Source organism: Johannesbaptistia floridana (assembly GCF_057440575.1).
In genome coordinates this window covers 17905-41664 of record NZ_JALKVM010000411.1, presented here as the reverse complement: position 1 = coordinate 41664, position 23760 = coordinate 17905, and the positions used below count along the sequence as shown (strand labels likewise).

The 23760-nt window shown below is 34.9% G+C and carries 20 protein-coding genes; 10 read left to right on the top strand and 10 right to left on the bottom strand.

Translation table 11 applies throughout. The features are described 5' to 3' along the window. Positions 1-101: 101 nt before the first annotated feature. The 4 genes from MW688_RS23535 to MW688_RS23520 are packed head-to-tail and all read right to left on the bottom strand — an operon-like array spanning position 102 to position 4196. Entirely contained in the window at positions 102-791 is a 690-nt protein-coding gene (locus MW688_RS23535; protein WP_486738448.1) for a Uma2 family endonuclease, read from the bottom strand. A gap of 10 nt (positions 792-801) precedes the next feature. Beyond that, complete coding sequence (locus MW688_RS23530; RefSeq protein WP_486738447.1) at positions 802-1659, bottom strand: energy-coupling factor transporter transmembrane component T family protein; 858 nt, start codon at positions 1657-1659, stop codon at positions 802-804. After that, a complete protein-coding gene (locus MW688_RS23525) occupies positions 1646-3394 on the bottom strand; it encodes an ABC transporter ATP-binding protein (protein ID WP_486738446.1) in 1749 nt (582 codons plus the stop codon). The genes MW688_RS23530 and MW688_RS23525 overlap by 14 nt, the downstream gene beginning before the upstream one ends. A 13-nt stretch (positions 3395-3407) precedes the next feature. Next, positions 3408-4196, bottom strand: a complete 789-nt coding sequence (locus MW688_RS23520; RefSeq protein ID WP_486738445.1) for a hypothetical protein — start codon at positions 4194-4196, stop codon at positions 3408-3410. Positions 4197-4348: 152 nt separating this feature from the next. Between MW688_RS23520 and MW688_RS23515 the strand changes: the two genes are divergently transcribed. The 3 genes from MW688_RS23515 to xdhB all read left to right on the top strand — a co-directional run bounded on the left by MW688_RS23515 (position 4349) and on the right by xdhB (position 9817). Further along, complete coding sequence (locus MW688_RS23515; protein WP_486738444.1) at positions 4349-5785, top strand: DnaJ domain-containing protein; 1437 nt, start codon at positions 4349-4351, stop codon at positions 5783-5785. Positions 5786-6166: 381 nt separating this feature from the next. Next, positions 6167-7318 (top strand): nucleoside hydrolase, encoded by a 1152-nt coding sequence (locus tag MW688_RS23510; protein WP_486738443.1) that lies wholly within the window; start codon positions 6167-6169, stop codon positions 7316-7318. Between the two features lie 168 nt (positions 7319-7486). Then, complete coding sequence (xdhB, locus tag MW688_RS23505; RefSeq protein WP_486738442.1) at positions 7487-9817, top strand: xanthine dehydrogenase molybdopterin binding subunit; 2331 nt, start codon at positions 7487-7489, stop codon at positions 9815-9817. 463 nt (positions 9818-10280) lie between these two features. On the opposite strand, the gene MW688_RS23500 is transcribed toward xdhB, so the two are convergent. Then, complete coding sequence (locus MW688_RS23500; protein WP_486738441.1) at positions 10281-10475, bottom strand: hypothetical protein; 195 nt, start codon at positions 10473-10475, stop codon at positions 10281-10283. A gap of 183 nt (positions 10476-10658) precedes the next feature. Here MW688_RS23500 and MW688_RS23495 point away from each other — a divergent pair, with 183 nt between their 5' ends. The 3 genes from MW688_RS23495 to MW688_RS23485 all read left to right on the top strand — a co-directional run bounded on the left by MW688_RS23495 (position 10659) and on the right by MW688_RS23485 (position 13397). Continuing rightward, complete coding sequence (locus MW688_RS23495; protein ID WP_486738440.1) at positions 10659-11312, top strand: PAP/fibrillin family protein; 654 nt, start codon at positions 10659-10661, stop codon at positions 11310-11312. Positions 11313-12259: 947 nt separating this feature from the next. Then, positions 12260-13000, top strand: a complete 741-nt coding sequence (locus tag MW688_RS23490; RefSeq protein WP_486738439.1) for a KilA-N domain-containing protein — start codon at positions 12260-12262, stop codon at positions 12998-13000. Between the two features lie 106 nt (positions 13001-13106). Continuing rightward, complete coding sequence (locus MW688_RS23485) at positions 13107-13397, top strand: hypothetical protein (RefSeq protein WP_486738438.1); 291 nt, start codon at positions 13107-13109, stop codon at positions 13395-13397. Here the strand turns inward: MW688_RS23485 and MW688_RS23480 are convergent. Next, a complete protein-coding gene (locus tag MW688_RS23480; protein ID WP_486738437.1) occupies positions 13384-13632 on the bottom strand; it encodes a hypothetical protein in 249 nt (82 codons plus the stop codon). The two genes, MW688_RS23485 and MW688_RS23480, sit on opposite strands and share 14 nt — an antisense overlap. A 154-nt stretch (positions 13633-13786) precedes the next feature. Further along, complete coding sequence (locus tag MW688_RS23475) at positions 13787-14197, bottom strand: tyrosine-type recombinase/integrase (protein ID WP_486738436.1); 411 nt, start codon at positions 14195-14197, stop codon at positions 13787-13789. 204 nt (positions 14198-14401) lie between these two features. Here MW688_RS23475 and MW688_RS23470 point away from each other — a divergent pair, with 204 nt between their 5' ends. After that, on the top strand, positions 14402-15931 hold the full coding sequence (locus MW688_RS23470) for a YifB family Mg chelatase-like AAA ATPase (RefSeq protein WP_486738435.1): 1530 nt from the start codon (positions 14402-14404) through the stop codon (positions 15929-15931). A gap of 159 nt (positions 15932-16090) precedes the next feature. On the opposite strand, the gene MW688_RS23465 is transcribed toward MW688_RS23470, so the two are convergent. After that, positions 16091-17512: an ATP-binding protein gene (locus MW688_RS23465; protein WP_486738434.1), complete on the bottom strand. Its 1422-nt coding sequence runs from the start codon at positions 17510-17512 to the stop codon at positions 16091-16093. Positions 17513-18060: 548 nt separating this feature from the next. Here MW688_RS23465 and MW688_RS23460 point away from each other — a divergent pair. Further along, positions 18061-18264, top strand: a complete 204-nt coding sequence (locus tag MW688_RS23460) for a hypothetical protein (RefSeq protein ID WP_486738433.1) — start codon at positions 18061-18063, stop codon at positions 18262-18264. Between the two features lie 5 nt (positions 18265-18269). Here the strand turns inward: MW688_RS23460 and MW688_RS23455 are convergent, their stop codons facing one another. Continuing rightward, positions 18270-18995, bottom strand: coding sequence for a hypothetical protein (locus MW688_RS23455; RefSeq protein ID WP_486738432.1), 726 nt, complete (start codon positions 18993-18995; stop codon positions 18270-18272). Positions 18996-19539: 544 nt separating this feature from the next. Between MW688_RS23455 and rbfA the strand changes: the two genes are divergently transcribed. Both rbfA and MW688_RS23445 read left to right on the top strand, forming a co-directional pair. Then, positions 19540-19920 carry a 30S ribosome-binding factor RbfA gene (rbfA, locus tag MW688_RS23450; protein ID WP_486738431.1) on the top strand — a complete coding sequence of 127 codons (381 nt, stop codon included), beginning with the start codon at positions 19540-19542 and terminating at the stop codon, positions 19918-19920. Further along, positions 19920-21494, top strand: coding sequence for a glycoside hydrolase family 3 N-terminal domain-containing protein (locus MW688_RS23445; protein WP_486738430.1), 1575 nt, complete (start codon positions 19920-19922; stop codon positions 21492-21494). Before rbfA ends, MW688_RS23445 begins: the two co-directional genes overlap by 1 nt. 172 nt (positions 21495-21666) lie before the next feature. Here the strand turns inward: MW688_RS23445 and MW688_RS23440 are convergent, their stop codons facing one another. After that, positions 21667-23595, bottom strand: a complete 1929-nt coding sequence (locus MW688_RS23440; RefSeq protein ID WP_486738429.1) for a sensor domain-containing diguanylate cyclase — start codon at positions 23593-23595, stop codon at positions 21667-21669. Between the last annotated feature and the right edge of the window lie 165 nt (positions 23596-23760).

The following is a 23760-nucleotide window of genomic DNA, read 5'->3' as shown; positions in this document are numbered from 1 at the left end:
TCTTACTTGTGATTGACCAAGAGAAATCTTCGGCCTAACGCACCCTACTACTACTGGCTACGTACAGGCTACCTTCTTACTAAAAAAATCATTCTACATTCTTAATTCGCGCATTCTACATTACCCTTACACCAGCAACTTTTGGGCTTTGGTGCAAGATCTGAGCTTACCCACTGGCGAAAAGCTTTGATAGCTTTGTTTCTACCTCTTATTTTACTTTCTTCAAGATATTCGACTAAAACTTCTCTAGGAAAATTTGCTAATATTCTACTATGATTGACTAAAATATAGTCGTTGTTTACTAAGCAATAAATTTGTAAATTATTACCATCAAAACGCCACACCTCGGGTACAGCTATGGCAACATAGGTAGATATATTAGTTTGAGAAGTAATATCAATTTCAATAGCTAAATCTGGAGGAGGATCTATACTTAAATCAATTCTTTTTTTTCCTCTAATTTGAGCTTCGTGGGTAATATAAAAACATTGATCTGGTTCAATCGCTTTTTGCTGGGTTAAACTCTTAAAGGTTGTTGACCCTAAAGCTCTAAATTCAAGATCAAGTTCTTCTAAAATAACTTTAATTAAATCTCCAATAATCTCTTTATTATCCTCATGCTCCGGTAAAGGGGTCATAATTTCTAAAATACCATTATCATAGATTAAGCGAGAAGATCTATTTTCTCCTAATTCAATTAAAATATTTTCAAATTCAGACCAAGTTATGTTATTAACCAATATCCTTTGACCTGGAGGAACATAAATTTGTTTAATTTCCAAAGTTACCATTTAATTTATTCTAATCATAAATTAACCAAGGGAAACGACCAATACCAAAACGAAAATAAAGAATAATTACAGCTACTAATAACACACCAAATGCGATCATTATTATTTTATCTAAATTAGATAATCTTGTATCTTGAATATAAGTACGTCTTGAACTTCCAGAAAAAGCCTTAGATTGTAAAACAACCTCTAACATTTGAGATTGATTCATAGCATTTAAAATCAAAGGTACAGCTACAGTAGCATAAACCTGCAAACGAGAAAACAAATTCATTTTTTCTAAATCTAAACCCCTTAAACGTTGGGCTTCAATAATTGCTTGAACATTAGCAAATAATTGAGGAAAAAAGCTAAGGGTAGAAGAAATAATAAAAACAATTTTATAGGGAACTCTTAAACGTACTAAACCAATAACAATTTGATTTATATCACTAGTGAATATTCCGAGGGGTAAAACCAAAATCATAGTTAAGGTTTTTAAGATAATATTAACTCCGTAAAGAGTCCCTTCCTCCGAAAGAATTAAACCTCCTAAAAATGGCCAATACTCAGGAATTGATATCAAAGGTGTTAACTCTTCTTTGTTTGTTAATAATTTTACTTGGTCTACATTAAAAAGACCCATAATTATTAATAACAATAAGTAAAATGGTAGAGTCAATTTTAAAATAGTGGCTAAATAACCTAATCTTACTCCCGCTAGTAAACAGGCAGTAGCCACAACTAGGGTTAAAACCCCGCCAGTAATCGGACTTTCCCATAAAAAAGCGATCGCTGTAATTACTAGCATCATCACTAATTTGGTACGAAAGTCTAGACTAGTTAATATAGAGTTGCGCTCTACAGTTTGAAATTTAATAGTAGTCAAGATTTAAACTCCTTTTGGTAGTGGGATTAAAGCAGTTAGCAAATTCAGCAGACGTTAACAGAGGATAATTCTTTCTAGTTAACTTACTTAGAGACTCGGATAACCAGATGACTTGAGGAGGAGATAAATAGGTAGATTCTAATATTTCTATCTCATGATATGCTTGTCGAATTGGTGCATCTAGTAGAATGCTACCTTTACCCATGATAATTACTCTTTCAGCATAATCAGGCATTAAATATAAATGGTGAGTAATGACAATTACTGTTTTACCCATCTGATGTAGTTCTCTACTAATGTCTAAAATAGCACGAGACCCAGCAAAATCTTGACCTGTGGTCGGTTCGTCTAGAATAACCACATCAGTATCCATTGCTAAAATAGCGGCAATAATGATTCTAGCGCGTTCTCCTTTGGGAAGAGATAGAGGGTGAGAATCACGATGTTGCCAAAGTTTCATGCCTTTTAAACTTGTTTCTACTTTTTGGTTAATTTCTTCTGATGAGTGGTTGAAGTGACGCAGAGCAAAAGAAACTTCTTTTAATACAGTTGTGTTAAATATTTGATTATCGGGATTTTGGGCAACATAGCCGATAAATTGAGCTAATTTACCTACGGAAAATTCCTTAATAGAACGTTGACGGAAGAAAACATCACCTTGAGTTGGTTGGAGTAAGTTAAGAAAATGTTTGACTAGGGTACTTTTGCCTGCGCCATTTTGACCCAGTAACAGTATATATTCTCCCTGATAAATATCTAGAGATATATTTTGCAGCGCTTTAGTTCCATCAGGATAGGTGTGGTCAAGGTTTTTTACAGAAAGTATGGGTGAAAAATTCTGTGGGGAAAATAATGGTATTTCAGGGAGAAATATAGGAGTTTTTTCTTTTACTAGTTTGGGAAGTAGGTCAATACCCTTATCTAAGGTAACTGGAGGAGAAGTAGGAATAATGGTCTTTACTTGAGAAATTTGACCAAAGGCTTCTGCTACTTGAGGAGGACGTAGATTATACCTATGTAAACAATCTAAGTCACTATAAACTGCTTCTGGGGTATCTAGTTTAACTAAGTTTCCCTGAGACAGTACGGCAATTCTATCAGCATAAATAGCCATTTCTTCAGCAGCATGGGAAATAACCACTACTGTTACTCCTAGGTTTTTGTTGAGTTCGTTAGCTGTGGCAAATACTTCTTGAGTACCAACTGGGTCTAATTGGGAGGTTGGTTCGTCGAGGATTAATAACTCTGGTTGTAAGGCTAAAGCTGAAGCTATAGCCAATCTTTGTTTTTGTCCTCCTGATAGTTCTTCTGGAGATTTTTTTTCGTATCCTTGTAAACGTACAGCTTCTAGTACCCTCGGTATTCTCTTTTTAATTTCTTGTGGAGGTGTACAGAGATTTTCTAAAGCAAAGGCAATCTCATTTTCTACTGATGTGGCGGTTAATTGTACTGTGGGGTCTTCAAATACTATGCCTACTTTACTAGCTAGTTGATTAACGGGAGTCTCTAGGGTATCCATACCAGCAACTGTGGCATATCCGAAGAAACGACCACCGTAAAATTGAGGGACAATACCATTGAGGAGTAGAGAGAGAGTGGTTTTTCCCGCACCCGTTGCGCCGATAATTCCCAAAAATTCACCACGATGAATCTCTAGGGAGATATCTTTGAGAGCAAAATTTTGAGTATTGGGATAACAGTAAGAGACTTTGTCTAAAAGTGCGATCGCATCCATAATATTTCTTTAGTTAGTAAATAGCTTCTTGAGGTTTTACAATTCTAATTGCCCGCAATCCTGAAATTACTCCTACACCAATTACCGTTCCCCCCCCACAGCGCAGTAAATTTTCAATCGGCATAATCGGAATCAGAGCAATCCATACTTCTTCAGGCCTGTTAAATATATAGTAAGCTATTGTAGCATTGTACAAATGGGAAATACCAGAGGCCATCCAAGTTCCACAAAATAAACCTAAGGCTAGTAATCCTGTATTTTTAGAATTAATCCAACGGGCAATCAGATTACGAGTTGGGAGTATAAATATTAATAATGCTGACCAATTGATAAAGGTCCCCAAAATAACTATTTTTGTGGATACCCCATTGGTAACTATTGCATGACGAGTATAGAGAATCAAACTAGCAATAGCAATGGCGATCGCCACTAGTCTCCATAATAATTTGTCTGGATTATTCCCGGTTAATCCTGCTATAAAACTGGCACTCATCCCTCCCCCTATAGATAGTAGAGGTATTCCTGCTGTATAGGGTGCTAAAAACACCCCAATCATTGCTCCAATTCCTGCACCTACTGCGCCTCCCGCTGCACCTAATAACCACCCTAGTAGGGGAAAAACTGCTTGAGACAGAGGCATACTTCCCCCTGTAGAGAGAACAATCGAGAAGGGTATAAAGGATAAAGTTGTTACTACTGCTGCTAGTACCACTATATATGCTGTTGGTGTTCCATCTATACTAGCGCCTGAGAGTTTTTTTATTTCTCTTTCTTTTCCTTGGGGAATCCAGTTTTGTGTCATTGAATTAAATCAAATATAAAAGCTATAGAGTTTTCTTTTGCTAATGAGGTACATCTAAAATCAGGAATAACTTCTGTACTCACGCCTATATAAAAAGGCTATATATAGTGCATTATAGTAGATATAGAGAACCCATTATCTTGATCAATCTCATGTCTTCTGCGAAACATTATTATGAAATTTTGGGATTAACCACTGAAGCATCAAAAGAAGAGGTTAAACAAGCTTACCGAAAACTAGTTAAATTCTGGCATCCTGACCGCTTTTGCAATAATCCAGAAAAATTAAGAGAAGCTGAGCAAAAATTCAAAGAAATTGTAGCTGCCTATGAATTTCTCAAAGATATCAGTCCAGAAAATATTCCTAAATCTCATCCCCCTTCACCAGATATAGATATATCTGTTACCAAAATTAAAGTAGAATCTGATCATCCCTCCCTTCATTACCAAAATGGTGTTGATTATGCTGAAAAAGAAGACTATGAATTGGCTATTAGTGAATTTACCCTAGCTATTAATTTAGATCCTAATTTTCTCAAAGCTTATCAATATAGAGGTTTTATTTTAGCTAAATTAGGCTACGAACATCGAGCTAATGCAGACTTTCAAAAAGCAGATCAATTAAAACAAGTGATTAGTTCAAAACCATCTTCTCGCTCTTATTCTTCTGTGGAATATAACCATGATTTTACTCAAGAGAGGACCTGGAAATTAACTAAAACAATTAGCTATGAAACTAAAACTAATCAATTAGTTGTTAATTTGAAAAAGCGAATTTTTATTAGTAGTAATTCCCCTCTAATGAAACTATGGAGTTTTGACCAAGATACCTTGGTAACCACTTTATCAGGACATACCAGGCCAATTAGCAGTATGCTTTTAAGTAGTGATGGCAAATTACTAGTAAGTGCAAGTGATGATAGAACAATTATCTTATGGGATTTAGAAAATAAAAATAGTAAAATTATAGGAACTTGGAAAGATAGACATACTGATTCTATATCTGCATTAGCTTTCAATGCAGAACAAAATATATTAATTAGTGGAAGTGCCGATAAAACCATCAAAATATGGAATCTATGTTCTTCCTATGAACCATACACCCTTTCTGGTTATGAGGGAACAATTTTAGCTTTAGCTATTAATCCTCAAGGAGATATTTTTGTTTCTGGGGGATTAGAAAATAAATTAAGATTTCACAGTTTAGAAACAGGTAAATTATTAAATTCAATTCAGCATCCTTCCCAGATTTCAGCCCTTGCTTTTAGTCAAGATGGTAAACTATTAGCCACAGGAGGTATTGATGGTAAAATTCGACTTTGGGAGGTAGCAACAGGGGATAATCAAGGTACTTTCACGGGACATTCAAATATTATTTCTTGTCTATATTTTGACTATGATAATAGTGAATTAATTAGTGGGAGTTGGGATCATAGTATTAGAGTCTGGAATATTTATACTAAAAGAGAAAATCAAATCATTACAGAACATAAATCCCAAATAATCACAATTTATAACCCTGGAAAAAGAGATTTAGTAACAGGGAGTACAGACGGGCAACTAAAAATATGGCATAGAAATTTAGCTTAAAAATAGCAAAAGCACGGAGTGGAAAAATTAAACAAGATAAATATATACTTAAGAAAACTTTACAAACAGTCTCTAAGTAGACAAATTCAAGAATAAAGTATTTAAATTTACAATTTACTTAAAATTTAACAATTAATTTTGATGATTTACTCAAAAAAATGTATTTAAAAATACAATATCATCTCAGTATTGCTTGTAAATTTTAGGAGAAAAATTATATTTCTAGACTTTCTTAACAGCAGGCATTAACCGATGACTGATGAAAAGAAAATATGTAAATTGTCGCGTAGATCCAACAATTTACAAAAAAGTGTTTTAAATTGTCAATATGTTTGGCTGTAATAAATCGAAAAAATGACAGATTTGATTGGTAAATAAAAAATGCGTAATCTATTTTCAAGACTTTTCAATATATCTCTATTAAGTACCGGAATTATAACTCTTCCTTTTTGGGCAAGTTCTGCATTATCTAATCCTATACCTCTAATATTAGATGATGATGGTAGCCAAGACGCTTTAGGAGGTTTGGGATATTTACTGGACAATCCTGATTTTGATCTAAAAGCTTTCACTGTAACTCATGGTGTTGCTCGTCCTGAAAATGAAGGTTTTCAGGAAGGACTTAAAAAAATGTTAGGGTACTTAGAGGCGACGGATCTTCCTGTGGGTATTGGTAGTCCTGTACCTCTTGACGGTGGAGTAAATGCTTTTCCTGATTTTGTGCGTAACGATGCGGATAACTTTTTTGCTCCTTTTGTAAGTTTTCCCTCAGATGAAGTTCCAGATATTACTTTTCAAGATGCTGTACCGCTACTGATTGAAACAATTAATAATTCTCCTGAACCTGTAGCTATATTGGCAACGGGAGCCTTCACTAATATTGCTCAAGCTTTAAGAGATGATCCTTCTATTGCTGATAATATTTCTGTGATCCAAATTATGGGTGGTGCAGTTTTTGTAGAAGGCAACTTAGGTATAACTGACTTTCCTCCCTATTCTACCAATACAGTAGCAGAATTCAATATTTGGTCTGATCCTATCGCAGCAGATGAGGTTTTTCGCTCTGGTATTCCTATTCAACTAGCACCTTTAGACGGTACAGACCAGCTAGAATTTGATCGCAATGACGAACAGGCATGGCGAGATACAGGTACTCCTGCAAGTATTAATGCTGCTAATTTTTTAGACTTTACTATTAGTGTGGTTTCTAATGATGTTAATCCTACGTCTTTCTGGGATTTGCAAGCATTTATTAATTTAGCTGAGCCAGATTTTTCCAATGAAGTACCATTACATATTCAAATTGATGTATCAGCAGATCCAGGTGGTACTCAGGGAAGAACAGAACCTATTGATGGTTTACCTGCTAACGCTCTAGTTTCTTTTGATCAAAGCTTTGATAATTTACCCTATAGTAGTCAAGAACTCTTTTCTAATTTACAACCATCCCAGACAATTCCAGAGCCTACTACATTGTTAAGTTCATTGGCAGTTTTAGGATTAGTTGGTGTGATACGTAAACAGAAGAAATAGAGTGAGTTCTTAATTAAAGAAAGTATCAGTAATTCTGTTTGCATTTACTAGAAAACATAGAACCTCTCACACTGAATAGGTAATCACTAAATAAGGAGATGCTCGATTTTTAAAAAGTTGGCTATTCCTTGTTAAATCCTCTAGATAGAATTATTTCCAAAAAGCATCATGAGTAAATCAAAAAATCACGAAAGCGCCGTATATCATGTATCAGGAACAGCAGTATACACAGACGATCAAGAAATGCCTAAAAGTATGCTGTCCATTTGTCCTGTATTATCTACCTATGCCCATGCCAAAATCAAAAACATAGATGTTAGCGCAATCTATGAAATCGAAGGAGTCGTTACAGTCATAACTGTAGATGATATCACTGGTAAAAACAATACAGGCACAATTATTGATGACGAAGTTTTATTACCTATTGACACAGTAAGTTACTACGGTCAAGCAGTGGTTTGGGTAGTGGCTGAAACTGAAGAAATTGCCAGAGAAGCTGCCAAACAGGTAAAAATTGAATACGAACCATTAGAACCAATTTTAACTATTAAAGACGCCATCAAACACCAAAGTTTCCAAGGAGAAACTCAAATAGCTAAACGTGGCAACCCGACACTAGCTTTAGAAAACTCCGAAAACCTCATCAAAGGTGAACTAGAATTGGGTGGACAAGACCACTTTTACTTAGAAACTCAAACTAGTTGGGTAATTCCTGATGGTGAAGGACATTACCAAGTATACGCTTCTACCCAACATCCTACAGAAACCCAAGCCATGGTAGCCCATGTTTTAGGAATTCCCAGTAATCAAGTAGTGGTTACCTGTCTCCGCATGGGAGGGGGTTTTGGTGGCAAAGAAACTCAAGCTAATCCCAGCGCCTGCGCCGCTGCTTTAGCTGCCCAAAAAACTGGTAAATCAGTGCGGGTGAGACTCAAAAGACATGAAGATATGCTTATGACAGGTAAACGTCATGACTTCTTGGCAGACTATAGCATTGGTTTTAGCAATACTGGTAAAATTAACGCTCTAGATATAGATATCTACTCCCGTGGCGGATGGAGTTTAGATTTATCTACTCCAGTAATGACTCGTGCCATTTTTAACATTGATAATGTTTACTATATTCCTAATTTAGAAGCCCGTGGTCATATTGCTAAAACTAATACTGTTTCTAATACTGCTTTTAGAGGTTTTGGCGGTGCCCAAGGCATAGCTATAATTGAAGAAATTATTGATCGCGTAGCACGACATCTGCATTTACCTCCTGAAACAGTTCGTGAACTTAACTTTTATCATGGTAGCGGAGAAACCAACACCACCCATTACGGACAGGAAATTAAATATAGCAGTCTTGCTAGAGTTTGGGAAAAAGCGATCAAAGATTCTAACTTGACAGTAAGAAAAGAAGCAATTGAAACCTTTAACCAGCAACATAAATCCCGGAAACGAGGCATAGGGATTACGCCTTTAAAATTTGGTATTGCTTTTACTAAAAAAGAATGTAACCAAGCTGGAGCTTTGATTCTGATTTATTTTGATGGCAGTATTCAACTCAGTCACGGTGGCACAGAAATGGGTCAAGGTTTACATACCAAAATGCAACAAGTGGCCGCTCGAACCTTGGGGGTAAAATTTGAGCGCTTTCGTCTCATGCCCACAAGTACAGACAAAGTACCTAATACTTCTGCTACAGCAGCTTCTAGTAGTTCCGATTTAAATGGACAAGCGGTAAAAAATGCTTGTGACATCATTAAAGATAGACTTGCTGCCGTTGCAGCTAAAATGCTTGAAATCGACAATTCAGAAAATATTGTTTTTGCCGATGATACCATTTATTCCTCTGAGTCTCCCCAACATCGTCTTAGTTTTGATGAGGTGATTCAACAAGCGTATACAGATAGAGTTAGTCTTAGTGCCACGGGATTTTATCGTACCCCTAATCTGACTTTTGACTTTTCTACTAAAAAGGGTAGTCCTTTTAACTACTATGTCTTTGCTACTGCTATCAGTGAAGTGGAAGTAGATGGCTTCACAGGTACTTTTAAACTCAAACAGGTAGATATTGTTTATGATGCTGGAGAATCTCTTAATCCTCACGTAGACATAGGTCAAATCGAAGGCGGTTTTGTTCAAGGTATGGGATGGCTGACTATGGAAGAGTTAGTGTGGAATAAACAAGGAAAACTGATGACTTTTGCCCCAAGTACTTATAAAATACCCACAATTACTGAAGTACCTGAGAAATTTAACGTCCAATTACTAGAGGATGCCGCTCAACCTGGGGTAATTTACGGATCTAAAGCTGTTGGAGAACCTCCTTTTATACTGGGTGTATCTGTACGGGAAGCGATTCGAGAAGCCATCTGTGCCTTTGGGGAGAATAATTATATACCTCTTGTTTCTCCTGTTACTCCTGAAGCTACTCTCATGGCTATTGAAGCAATACGTGAGCAATCAGCAACACCAGTTAGTAAAGAACAACAGCCTGCATTGACCTAGAATTAGGTGCAATTTAGCACTTTTAAGTCAGGCGATCGCCCTTAAGTAGCCCTTAAGTAGTAGGGTGCGTTAACCTGGGTGGGTTATACCGTAACATCTTTTGGACTAAAGTCCAACTACGAACCTCGTTTTTAACTGGGGTATATAAACCCGATGCTTTTAGTAGGGTGCGTTAACCTGCGTGTAACGCACCATAACTGCATTATCCTACCATAGCCCTTTCAAGATATTGTAGGTTGGGTTGAGGGACGAAACCCAACAATTTACTGGCTACTTTTGTGTCACACTTAATGAGCAAAAATTTATATTTCCTCAACATCAATTCCCAATTCTTTTAATTTAGCTGCTAATTTATCAGCACGTTGTTTTTCTTGTTCAGCGCGTTCATCCCCACTTAAAAGTTAGTAGGGTGCGTTAACCTGCGTGTAACGCACCGTAACTTTATTATCCTACCATAACATTTTCAAGATTTTGTAGGTTGGGTTGATGAGATCTTTTGGACTAAAGTCCAACTACGAACCTCGTTTTTAACTGGGGTATATAAACCCGATGCTTTCACAAAGTTATCATCAGAATCGGGTAATTGGCTATGATCTGGTAAAATTTTAGAGATAGGAGGAATAAGAAAAGCGGTTTCTCTTCTGGGTTGAGTGACCATAATTTTATTTAATAGTACTATTGTTCTTATGATAGACAAAATTATAATCTTCCAAAATTAACTCTTTATAAATAAAATATTAAAGGGCAAGCTCTGAATATAAGCCAAAAACCAGGGATTTTAACTAGAATTCTCTAGCTAATAACGTTAAATTTATAAAAAAATATTTGATACTTGATAACTATGCAATCAACTGAATGTGAAACTCTCCTAAAAAAATTAGAACAACTCAAAACCCCTACTCAAGCAAAACTAGGTTCACCTTTAACTGATTTACAACTAAATGAAGGCCATCAACAAGAAATTAACTCCCTAGTCACAACCATAGAAACTAAAAACCCCTATCGCTACCCATTACTACATAAACCCGAATTACTCGATGGAGTTTGGCTACTGCATTACTCAACCTCCAGAGAAATTAGAAGTTTAACTAAGTTAAAATTGGGTTTTCAAGTGGGTAAAATCTATCAAGTTATTGATTTAGATAGTAAATCATTTTTTAATCAGGCATTAGTTAGTCATAAACTTGGTTTAGTTTCCGGTTTTGTGCTAGTTACCGCAGTTTTTGAACCAGCCAAACAAGATTTACCCATACCAGATAAAACTCTCAATATCCAATTTCAAAAACGCTATTTAGCTATTTCTAAATTAGGAAATATCAAAACTCCTCAATTAACTCCCTTTAAAGAGGTAGAAGCGCGTAACCCTCGGGGTAGAATGCCGACTTTTGAAATTACCTACTTAGATGAATTTATGCGCATCGGTAGAGGTGGAGATGGCGGAGTTTATATTCTTACTAAATCTCAAGATAAACTGAGGTTCGTAGTTGGACTTTAGTCCATTTGATTCTGCTTTAATTGACTTTTAAAACAGTGATAATGCGCGATCGCCATTTCCCCCAAGTGACAGAAGATATAGCAGGGAACGTTGTAGTGTTCCCAAATTAAATACATGATCCCCCCAAGCTAATTTACGCATAGATTAACTTATGTTCTTGCGTCTTCCCCGCTTTGTATTCTGCGATCGCTTCTTCTAAATGTTGGGCATTAGGATGAAAGTGTCAGAACTCAGGATTCAAATTTTGATTCTCAATAATTTTATTATTTTTCCTCAAGGTCTATTATTTTAAATAAACTTAATAGCTATATAGTGATACTTGAAGAGGTATCGCGGGAGTTTTACCTATCGCCGCTGCTGCCGCAGAATTAGGCATTAAAGGTATAATTGTATCGATGAATAATGCCCAAGAAGTGGCGATCGCCCAAGATATAGATGTTTATGCCTTTGCCACTCTTAACGAAGTTGCTGATTTTCTCATAAATAAGCGGTTTTATCTATTTTAATGCAATAAATGCTTTATAACTAATTAAATATATAGTTTATTCTGCATGTAAAATACACTTGAAATTAATTTAATTATCTTGACAATTAAATTTAAATTGCGTTAATTTAGAATAGGGCTACCTTAAAGTGTATCCGATTAAAGGTAGACGACAAAATTTTAAGCTTAAGTTTCAAAACTTAAGCACTATATTGCTACAATGCAGTTTTTGCGCTGCGATAAACAGATATAAAAAAGATAAGTACGTACTTCCACCCCATCAGTACGTACTTATCTTTTTTATTGAAAATTTTTTATTTAACTAAGTGCGCGACTATTAAAAGTTGCCATTTTTTTGTGCATCTTTGTTCAAAAATTAGTGTGGTATATCTATTAAAGGGCAAATTTGGAGTTAACAAACCGTTTGCCCCGTAAAAATATAATTTCATTTGAATTATAAGTTATGAGCAACAAAAAACGCCAATCCCTGAAATACAATGAAGTCTCTATTGTTTTGGATTATGCCAACAATATGATTAAGCTTAATTTACTTTGGAAAGCTATTGGTAGTCCTCAAGGCAAAGAACCAAGCAGATGGTTGAAACTGGATCAATCAGCGCATTTTATTTACGCATTAGAGCAAAAATTAAATACCGATTTAAACGGTATTTTAAAAACTAGAAGAGGCAGAGGTGGTGGAATCTGGGCACATTGGCAAATTGCACTAGCTTATGCTAAATACCTAGACCCTCACCTTCATATTCAAGTTAATGAATGGGCAAGACGTTTTGTTGAAGAAGAAGTAGACCCAGAAAAAGGCGTTAATCGGGCTATCGAAAACTGGAAACGTCAAGGTAAAACTGAGTCGTGGATACAAACGAGATTAGACACAAAACAAACTCGCCACCAATTCACCAGTACGTTAGCTAAACACGGGGTATCTAAGAGTTTTCAATATGCTGGCTGTACTGACGCTATCAATAAACAAGTTTTAGGAGGAACAGCAAAAGAAATTAGAGAAAATTTAGGTATTAAAAAATCCCAAAATTTAAGAGATAACTTATCTAAAGTTAATTTAGCAGCATTAGGTCTAGCTGAAGCTTTAGCAGAAGAAGATATTGAGCAAAACAATCTCTATGGATATCAAGACTGTTTAGATAGTTGTGATAAATCTGGGAGTAAAGTTAAAAAAGCCTTGACCTAATCTTCTAATTTGGTTAATAGTAATAAACTGTTTTTAAATTATTACTATTAACTTAACTAAAGATTATATTTTTATTTTATTAGTTGAATAAATTTAAGAATTAAATATGTCAAAAGATATAGTTAGAATTAAAGCTTATAATCAAGAACAATTTGAACAAGCTAGTGTAGATAAATGCTTATATGGCTATATACTTGGAAGTGGTGGTATGAAAGCACCTACATACGCAGATTTAGGCACAGAAAAACCATATAAAGAAACTTACAGATGTGATAAACATACTAAATATCTGTTTTTTTGTTCCTCAACTGTTTATGTAGCTAAAAGTTTTAAAGAATTAGAAAATGGTTATTATGATGGAAAAATAGAAAATGTATCTGTTGTTATTTATTTTTAGTATTTAATTTTTTCTTTGGTTTAAATTTTTTAGAACTAAAATTGTTGAGTTCTATGTTTTTTATAATATAATCAACAGCATCATTTATTTCTAAATTAGATAGGCTTCCATCTTTAAGCTCAATTTTTACTAAATCTGTTTTTTGTTTAGTGTTAATATTATTTTTTAAGCCTACCATTTTTTCATCCTCATATTTTTTGTTATGGTCAATTAGTATTTTTATTCCAGTAAACAATATCCATTCTCCTTCAGATGTAAGTACTTCAATCCCATTTTCTCTATTTTGACTAGCTTGTACTAACCCTCGCTTTTTGGCTAAGGAAAACCACTCTTGAAATAACTCTTGTTCAGATTTAACTTGAACACATTAATTGGGCGTCCATTTTTCCTCATATAGCTTTTTTTAGCCATCCTCCAGGACGTTCTATATTTCCGGTTAGAATGGCTTCTCTATAGGCTTCAATGGCCTTTAGTATTATTTCATCGGGAGCCGATTTAATTGTTTTGGTTAAAGTGGAATTTAGTATAATTCCAGCTTGTTCTAACGCTATTTTAACATTTTTACTAATACTATCAGATTTTTGTTCACACTTTGTAAATGAAACTACTTTTTCAGAATTAGAACTTTTACATAAATACTTTTGAACTATAGGTTGATGCACTCCATTGTTAATCATTCGAGTACCTACAGTGTGTCTAAATTGATGCGTTTGAAAACGCCACAGATTACCAAAAGCGTCACAGATATTATGTTTTCTAGCTAAAGTGTGTAAATATTTAGGAAATGATTTCCTAGTCATTAATCTAAGTACTGGTTTTAAATTTGGTGCTTCTAATTACAAAATTGTAGACTCTATAAAGCTTCTTCCATTGTTATTTTATCTGTAAACTTGGTAGTATGTGGTTCTAAATCGCCAATTATCGAAATTGATGATTGTATATTCTCCCTAAATCTCAAGATCAACTGCTACACTAAGTAGTTAGAAACAGCAAAAAACAAGATTATGTTAGCAAGGGTATGGAGTGCGGCGATTATTGGTATTAACGCCGTCAAAGTAGGAGTAGAAGTAGATGTGGCCGGAGGACTACCGAAGGTTGTAATAGTTGGCTTACCGGATTTAGCTGTACAAGAATCACGAGAAAGAGTGAAAGCTGCTTTAAAAAATGCTGGCTTTGCTTTTCCTGTACGCAAAATTGTAATTAATCTCACTCCAGCCGATTTACGCAAAGAAGGACCTATTTTTGATTTACCTATTAGTATCGGGATTTTAGCCGCTTCAGAACAAGTGGATGCGACTATGTTGGGAGATTACCTGTTTCTAGGAGAAGTTTCTCTAGACGGGAGTTTAAGAGGTATCGCTGGAGTTTTACCCATCGCGGCTGCTGCGGCAGAATTAGGCATCAAAGCTATAATTGTACCCATGGATAATGCCCAAGAAGCAGCGATCGCCCAAGATATAGATGTTTATGCCTTTGCCACTCTTACCGAAGTTGCTGACTTTCTCAACCAACCAGAAAAATATCAACCAATTGTTTCTAATATAGAAGAAACTTTTCAAGAAACCAGCTCTTTTGGCAGTGATTTAAAAGATGTTAAGGGACAAATACACGCCCGTCGCGCTTTAGAAATAGCCGCTTCAGGAGGACATAACTGTTTATTCATTGGTCCCCCAGGATCTGGTAAAACTATGCTGGCTAAACGTTTACCCGGTATCTTACCTCCTCTAAATTTTAATGAAGCTTTGGAGGTGTCCCAGATACATTCTGTGGCAGGTTTTCTCAAAAATCGAGGTCAACTAATTACTAAAAGACCTTTTCGCAATCCTCACCATTCCGCTTCTGGTCCTTCTTTAGTAGGTGGAGGGAGTTTTCCTCGTCCTGGAGAAATATCATTGGCACATAGAGGCGTACTTTTTCTCGATGAGTTAACTGAATTTAAGCGCAATGTGTTGGAGTTTTTACGTCAACCCCTAGAAGATGGCTATGTTACTATCTCTCGAACTCGTCAATCAGTTGTATTTCCTGCACAATTTACCCTAATTGCTAGTACTAATCCTTGTCCCTGTGGTTACTTTGGCGATCCCCTTCAATCCTGTACCTGTTCTCCTCGTCAAAGAGAACAGTATTGGGCTAAATTATCTGGTCCTTTGATGGATCGTATTGACTTACAAGTGATAGTTAGTCGTTTAAAACCCAGTGAAATCACCTCCCAAACTACTGGAGAAGAATCAAGTACCGTGCGTCAGCGAGTAATTAGAGCACGACAAATAGCTAGAGAGCGTTTCCAAGACCAAGATAAAATTAGCTGTAATGCTGAGATGAGTTCTGCTCATTTACGTCGTTTTTGTACCCTAGATGAGAATATTCGTAACTTACTCGAAACAGCAATTAATCGCTTAGGATTATCAGCAAGGGCAACTGATCGCATTATCAAAGTCTCTCGTACTATTGCTGATTTAGCTGGCGATGCTAAAATTCAATCTCATCACGTCGCTGAAGCGATTCAATATCGTACTATTGATCGTCTTAGTTGATTATTACTTTTGTTATCGATATTAAATCTGCTCTATTCAATACACATTATTACTTGTATAGTTAAAAATTTGCACTAAAGCACTTTTTTTATTCAAATCTATAGGTTTCAGCCATTTATGCTAGAAAAAAGAGATTTGCTCTGAAGCACTATATTGATATTATGCCCAGAAGGGCAAATAACGAGCATAGCGTAGGGAATTTGATTGAGATCTATCTTGTTTAATTAGCCCTTCTTCTTTTGTAGCTTTAATTATATTAGACACAGTACCATTTTTGGAATCAGGTAATTTAAATCTCTCACGTAAACTTTGATTAGACATAAGCTGATTACTAATATATAGAAGACAACAATGTTGATAACAAGCTCTCATTCGATCTGATTGACTCATATCATCAAAATTTTGATAACACAATAATACTGTTGTTGTACGAGTATCTCCCGCTCTAAAATCTGGTGCTGGAAGCTGATAAACTTCCGCGGCGTGTACCACTTTATCAATACCGCTACCCTTCTCTTCGCAAATACCAAAGCGACGCATTAAATCAGCTAGTTGTTCGTTACGAGAGCGATATTCATCAATAAAACGTTCTACTTTAATTGGAGGAATGCCTGGATTAGAAAACTCGATACGATCACTATACATTTCTATTGTTACAGATGTGCCTGTAGCTGAAAAATCTTGATGAATTAATGCATTAGCTGTGAGTTCTCTTAAAGCTTGTTTAGGAAACATTCCAACCTCTTCTCGTATTACTTCTTCTATATACTGATTTTGAGGAGCCGATGAATAAATAAAATTGACCAAACCACGAAAACCTACAGCATAACCTTTTTGTCCTATTTTTTCTGTACGAGTTTTAAGTTTATTTATACCGTCATAAATAATAACTCTAGGTGCTTTACGAGCTAGTTTAGGTGAAAAGCTATCTAATCTTTTAGCAAGAAGAATAGCTGATAAGTTTGTTACTGTCCAACCTTTTGAGGTTCTATTTAACAATTGGTTACTTTGCAGCTTTTCCAATACAGCATCAGGATTGCTAGGATAAGGAAGTTTAAGTAATTTAAAATAGGTTTGTGTATCAAGAAGATTAATTACTTCTTCAGAACTGATATCAGATGCAGCTGGTAAACAAAACCAATCTTCTTGATCTTCAGCAAAAATACTCTTGAGTCGATCTGGAGTCATAGCAACTAGTTCTTCTCCAACTCTCATTAAATAAGCTCCGTCAAATGCTATGGGTTGCCCTGTAGGACGAGTGGGAATTTCAAAAACCAGTACTCTTCCATTAGGATGTATTAATTCAATTACTTCAACTCTTAATTTGAGCTTTTCTAGAATTTGAGATTTTATTTTATTAAGAGCTTCTATGGTCAAAAAAGCTTTAGTGCCTACTACTTGACGTGGCCGTTTATTGGTAACTCCTAAAATAAAATGTCCTCCTCCTTCGTTAGAGATCGCGGCACAATATTTAAGCAGTTTCGTAGTATCATATTGATTTTTAGCTTCTTTGAATTCCAACTTCTCTATTTCAACAGGCGTATTTAACCAGTCTTGGAGATTGTCTAGAGTTATCAACATAATACTTCATCTCTTCAGGAAAATAATTTCTTTACTAGTTGTCATTAAGTATTATTGTAATCAAAATTTATGAGGCAGACAAAAACACGAAGTTCAACCGTCTTTTTTTAATATATCTTATATGAAATAGAAAAATAAATGCTAAAAATAGCTTTAAAATAATTTAAGTATAATATAAATATCAAAAGTATTGCTATGTCTACTGTTCCCTGTCTTGGTGGGCGTTCTAAGTGCGCCGGAAGCGCGGGATACCACCGCTGTTCCCTGTCCTTGCATTTATCGCATTTTTTTAGGGAAATGATATTAGTGATTGAGATGGTATATAAATATACTATACTACTTTAGTATTTATTGGTTTGTGTCGAAATAGCGATCGCCTTTTAACAGTTCTAGTCACCCATAGTTTTTTTGTATAAAATTTATCAAATATTTTACTCAAGCATTAACTTTCCTCAATATAGCTATGAAAACAGCATATAATTTGTTATCTTAATATAAAAATTAAGATTAGTAGAATGCTTGAGTTTAACGAAATTTTTCAGTGAGGAGTGAAAGAGTTAAAAATGGCTTTAATTCAAGAAATTGCTCAAAAAGCAATAGCAACAGGTAAATTAACAGTAAATAATGAAAAAGAATTAAGACTACAACTGAAGGGAGAACACAGTCGAGAAGATTTAGAAGCGTTTATGAGGTTACAACAAGCCGTAATTAGAGGTCAAGTTACTCAACAATCTCGTAAGATAGCTGGTTAATGCCCTTATATCCACTCATCATCATCATCATCATCAAGTGATGGTGGTGGTGAGTCTTGTGATTGGCGATAGGGAGGAGTAATTACCCGGTAATTGGCATCATAAACTTGATCGGTTTTATTTTTTCTTTGTTTTGGCGTAGCTTGACGATAACTGTAAGAATAGGTTGTATTTTTTTGCTGTGATTGTGATTCTTCTGGTGATGCCTCAGATACTGAATCTCTTTTATCTGTAACTTTTTCATTGATTTTTTGATTAATCTCTGGTGGCGAAGTGACACCCCAATCTTCTTGATGTGTTTGTTTGGTTTCCCAATCTTGATTTTTAGGAGTCTCTTCTGATGAAACTTTTTTGGGATTAATCTCTGGTTGGGGAGGAGGTGTATACCAATCTTCTTGAGGCGGTTGTTGATTTTCCCAACCTTGATTTTTAGCCTCTACTTCTGGAAATTTTGGCTTTTTACTATTACCTTGTGCTTTTGAATCACTATTAAATTTTTTAGTTTTATCTTTATCTTTAGTTTTACTAGTTTGCAGATATATCACAAACTGCCAAAATAAACCTGTAACTATTCCTAGAAAACTAAACCAGATAATCCAAAGTCCTAAAGTTAAATCAGGAGTACGATAAAATCCAAATAACTTTAATGAAACAGTTTGTTGATTTTGTTGTAAAATCAGCAAGACACTCATCACTAATAAGGCAAGAGGCAATATTTTTAATAATTTCATATAATACTAAATTATTTTGCACTATTATTTCTAAGTTATCACAATTGTTTCACAGTAGTTGCTTCACTATTTCTTTAGCTGACTATTGAAACTATAGCCATAGACAGATTTCTTAAGACATATCAGTTATTGTTGTAGGCAAAACACAAGAGAAGGAAAAGGGTAAAAGTTAAACAATTTATCTTAATAGTAATTGCGACTGCCAGAGAAAAAAATTGAGAAAATAAGCAGAAGAAGGATTATATAATTAGTTTTAGCAGAAATATAATTATTTTGATAAAATAAAGCAGTGGATCAAGCATTGCGCTTGAAGATGGTGAGGATTTGTCTTAAACTTCTTCACTAATTAAAGTATTCAAAGGTTTTTCCCTTTCTTCAGCGCTATCATTCTATGATACCAGATTCGATTATAAAATACTGCACATACGAAAAGCTCCTCAGGAGAGAGTAAAAAAGTAGAGGAGAAAGGTAAAAAAACCAATTTGGATAAAGCCTGAGAGGGAAGCAGAAAACAAGCAAGTTAACTAGGAGGAAGAACATAATTATGGCTGATAATCGTCGTGTTTCTAGAGTATCGGCACAAATCCGACGGGAAGTAAGTCAACTGCTACTAAACGAGATTAAAGATGATCGTGTAGGCGCAGGAATGGTAAGTATAACTGATGTAAAAGTATCAAACGACTTACAACACGCTAAAATATTTGTGAGTGTCTATGGAACACCAGAAGCCAAGGCAGAAACTATGGAAGGCTTAGCAGCATCTACTGCTTTTGTGAGACAAAAACTAGGCCAAAGAATGCGACTCAGAAGAGTCCCTGAGGTTATCTTTAAAGAAGATGATTCTTTAGAAAGAGGAGATCGCATGATTAACCTCTTAGATCAACTAAGTCGCGATCGCGAAGACAAAAATCAAGTAAATAGTTGATGCAGCAATTACCAAGTTGGACTAATCTGCCCCTAGCTGAGCAAATCGCCCAGATGTTAGTTGTGCGGACATCTGGCTACTTATTTAATCACCAAAGACCTTACCCTATCTGGGAAGCTTCTAACCAACAATTATTGACTTGGTTATCAAAGTTAAACTTAGGTGGGGTAATCTTATTAGGAGGCTCAGCGGCAGAAATAGCTAAAAAAACTGAGATATTGCAAAATTGGGCTAAAACTCCTCTATTCATAGCCGCAGATATCGAAGAAGGAGTAGGACAACGTTTCTCGGGCGCTAGTTGGTTTCCCCCACCTTTAGCATTGGGAAAAATTGCCCAGGAATCTCCAGAAAAGGCAGAAAAATATGCAGAAGCGATGGGAGAAATTACCGCAAAAGAAGCCTTGAGTATCGGAATTAATTGGTTACTAGCCCCAGTAGTAGATGTTAACAATAATCCCCTAAATCCAGTAATCAACGTCAGGGCATTTGCCGAAACACCAAACTTAGTAGGTAAACTAGCTACATCTTTTATTAAAGGAGCGCAAAAATATTCAGTATTAACTACAGCTAAACATTTTCCCGGACATGGAGATACTGCCACGGATTCTCATCTAGAATTACCAGTATTAAAACATACCAATCAAAGACTCAAAAGCGTGGAATTGCCACCATTTCAAGAGGCGATCGCCGCAGGTGTAGATAGTGTGATGATTGCTCATCTATTAATCCCCGATTGGGATCCAAAATATCCCGCTACCCTATCTCGAACTATTATTACAGACCAACTAAGAAACAATTTAGGCTTTTCTGGGTTAATAGTTACCGACTCTTTAATTATGGGGGGAATTACTAACTATGCTCCCTTAGAAACTATCGCAGTGAAGGCGATCGCCGCAGGCGCAGATATTTTATTAATGCCAGAAGATCCATATATAGTAATCAATGCTATTCTCAAAGCCATAGATAGAGGTGAATTAAACCGCACCAGAATTGAAGAAGCTAATGCTCGTATCTGGGAAGCAAAAGCAAAAATCAGGATGATTGATTCACAACCTATTAATTTTCCTTCTCAACTATCTACTGCTGAAGGTAAAAAAACTATTGAACAAATACTGCACAAATCTCTAGTTTCTGGTGGAAAATTACCTCTAAATCATGGTTCAATGTCTAGAGATACTAATCTCATTATTCTAGATAATGTTCTCAATAACAATATAGTTAGTTTTCATAATCCAGCAGTTACCATACCTAAAAACCAAGGCTATCAACTCCAGGTAGTAGATGAAAACACTCTCCCTTTGATTATCCATCAAAATAAAAGTTATTTGTTGCAGATTTTTGTCCGTGGTAATCCTTTTCGAGGGAGTGCGGGATTTTCTTCTTTAACCCAAAACATTTTCCAACAATTATTAAAAAACCATTCAATTCGAGGGGTAGTGATTTATGGAAGTCCCTACATTTTAGAATGGTTTCAGCCTCAACTCCCCTTAGATATCCCTTGGGTATTTTCCTATGGGCAAATGCCCCAAGCCCAATCTATTGCTCTATCTCATTTATTTTTTGAGCTGAGTTGATTTTACAGATGCAATGCTTTGGCAATTCTCTTGCTTTTCTATCCCTATTGCTAAAATACTGAATACGCCTTTTTGGTCAACCAATTTTTAAGCGTTTAGCATTAATTCTTTAACTCATTACTTCAAAACTTCAAAACTTCAAAACTCATTATTCATCCACCAGTAGCTTTTGCTAAAGGTGGAAGATTTGAGTAGGGGGAGTTTTGGCACAAATCACTCGATTACGTCCTTTAGCTTTAGCTTTATAAAGGGCACTATCGGCTAAACTTAATAATTGATTGATATCTTGAGTATGGTGAGGGAAAATCGCTAGACCAAAAGATGCTGTAACAGTTGGTAGATGTTGTTCTTGGTAGATTAACACTAAATTACTGATTCCTAATCGCAACTCTCTAGCCCGTAACACTAATTTCCTCAGGGAAATATTAGGAATGGCAATTAATAATTCTTCACCGCCATAGCGACAAATAAGATCTTCTGAACGTAAGTTATATCTGAGATAATTAGATATTTGTTCTAAAACTAAATCTCCAGCTTGATGTCCATAATTATCGTTAAACTTTTTAAAATGATCAATATCTAAGATAATAATCCCTAATTCTTGATTTTGTTTATGTAAATCATCAAGTAATTTCGGGAGAGCAATTCGCAAATAACGACGATTATATAAACCAGTCAACGCATCTCGATAACTCTGCTCTTTGAGAGTTTCTTGTAATTTCAAATTAGCAATAGTTAGAGCAATTTGCTTAGCCACAGTTTGTGCTAAGCTAACATCAGTTTCTGTTAAATTATCATCGTTTTTGCTACTTAAATACAATAGGCCGATTATTTTTCCTTGGGCGATCATCGGAGAACATAAACTGCTACTAATATCGTTATCAAATTGAATATGTTTACAGGCTAAATTGGGGTAGAGATAATCAGCAAGATAATAATAATTACCTCGACGCAAAGCCCAGCATTGCTCCACAGGAAAGCTACATGACGTGTTTAAGTTTTCTCCCCAGCTAGAAACCATCTCCATTTTTTGGGTTTTATCATTTAGAATAAATATAGCACCTTGCTTTTTATCAAACAAAGGTTGTAACAAACTATTTAATGCCTGTTTAACTTCTAAAAAATCCTTACAAACTTGCAAAAAATCATTAATGTTTCCCAATTGAATCATTTCTTGATTTCTTATTTTTAATTGATTTATCTGTTTTTGCATCTTGTGATTAAGTTCTATTTGCAAAGATTCAATGGTTTTTCTTTTAGTAATATCAGAAGCAATAGTGATTATTTGTTGTACTTCATTGTTTTTATCTTGAGAAAAAACATAGCTTTTACTATCTAACCAATGCCATTTACCTAAAACATCACCAACTCTATAATCAAATTCATAATTGTTTATCCAAACTTTTTCGCTCAATTTTAACCAATATTCATTGAAGATAGTTAAATCATCTTGATGGCAAATACTGCGCATAAAATCTAAACTTAAATTGTTATTATCTTGTTTTGACCAACCCAAGATATTTTGAAAAAATTTATTGCAATAAATAATTTGATGACTAGTTAAATCATATATATAAACTAAATTTGGTATTAAATTAATAACTTTTTCTACAAAATAATTACTTTTTTCTAGTTCTTCTGTTCTCTGTTTTATTATGTTTTCTAATTCTTGATTAAGTTTATAAATAGCTGCTTGTGCTGTTTCTTTTTCGGTAATTTGTTGAATTAAATTTTGATTTAAGGTTTCAAGTTGCCCTTGAGAAGGAAGATTTAAAGCTTTGGGAATAACTGGAATTAGTTGAAAAGCTGTATACACAGATATTAAACCTGTGATAGCTTTAATAGTACCCTCTATCCAGTAATCAGGATGCCAAAGTGTCCAAATTGCTAATAAATGAGTAGTCCCGCAGGAGATGATAAACAGACAAAAAAGTATAAAAATTTTTTTAAAAGGAATATCATCCCTATGGCTGATAAAATAAACTAAAATTATAGGTATGGAATAATAAGCTATAGCTATTAAAGCATCAGAAAATACATGAAGAAATACTAATTTAGTTTGCCAAAGGTAACAATGTCCATGGGGAATATAGGAATCCACTCAAAAAATTCTCCTAAAAAATATTTATTTAGTATTATATCTTTTTCTAAATTAATTTATTAGTATTCTATATTTTTATAAAAATATATTATGTATTGGAGTGATGATAAATAGTTAAAAAAACAGTAAACTTTTAGTATTGAAGAGAAATAATAGGAGAAATTA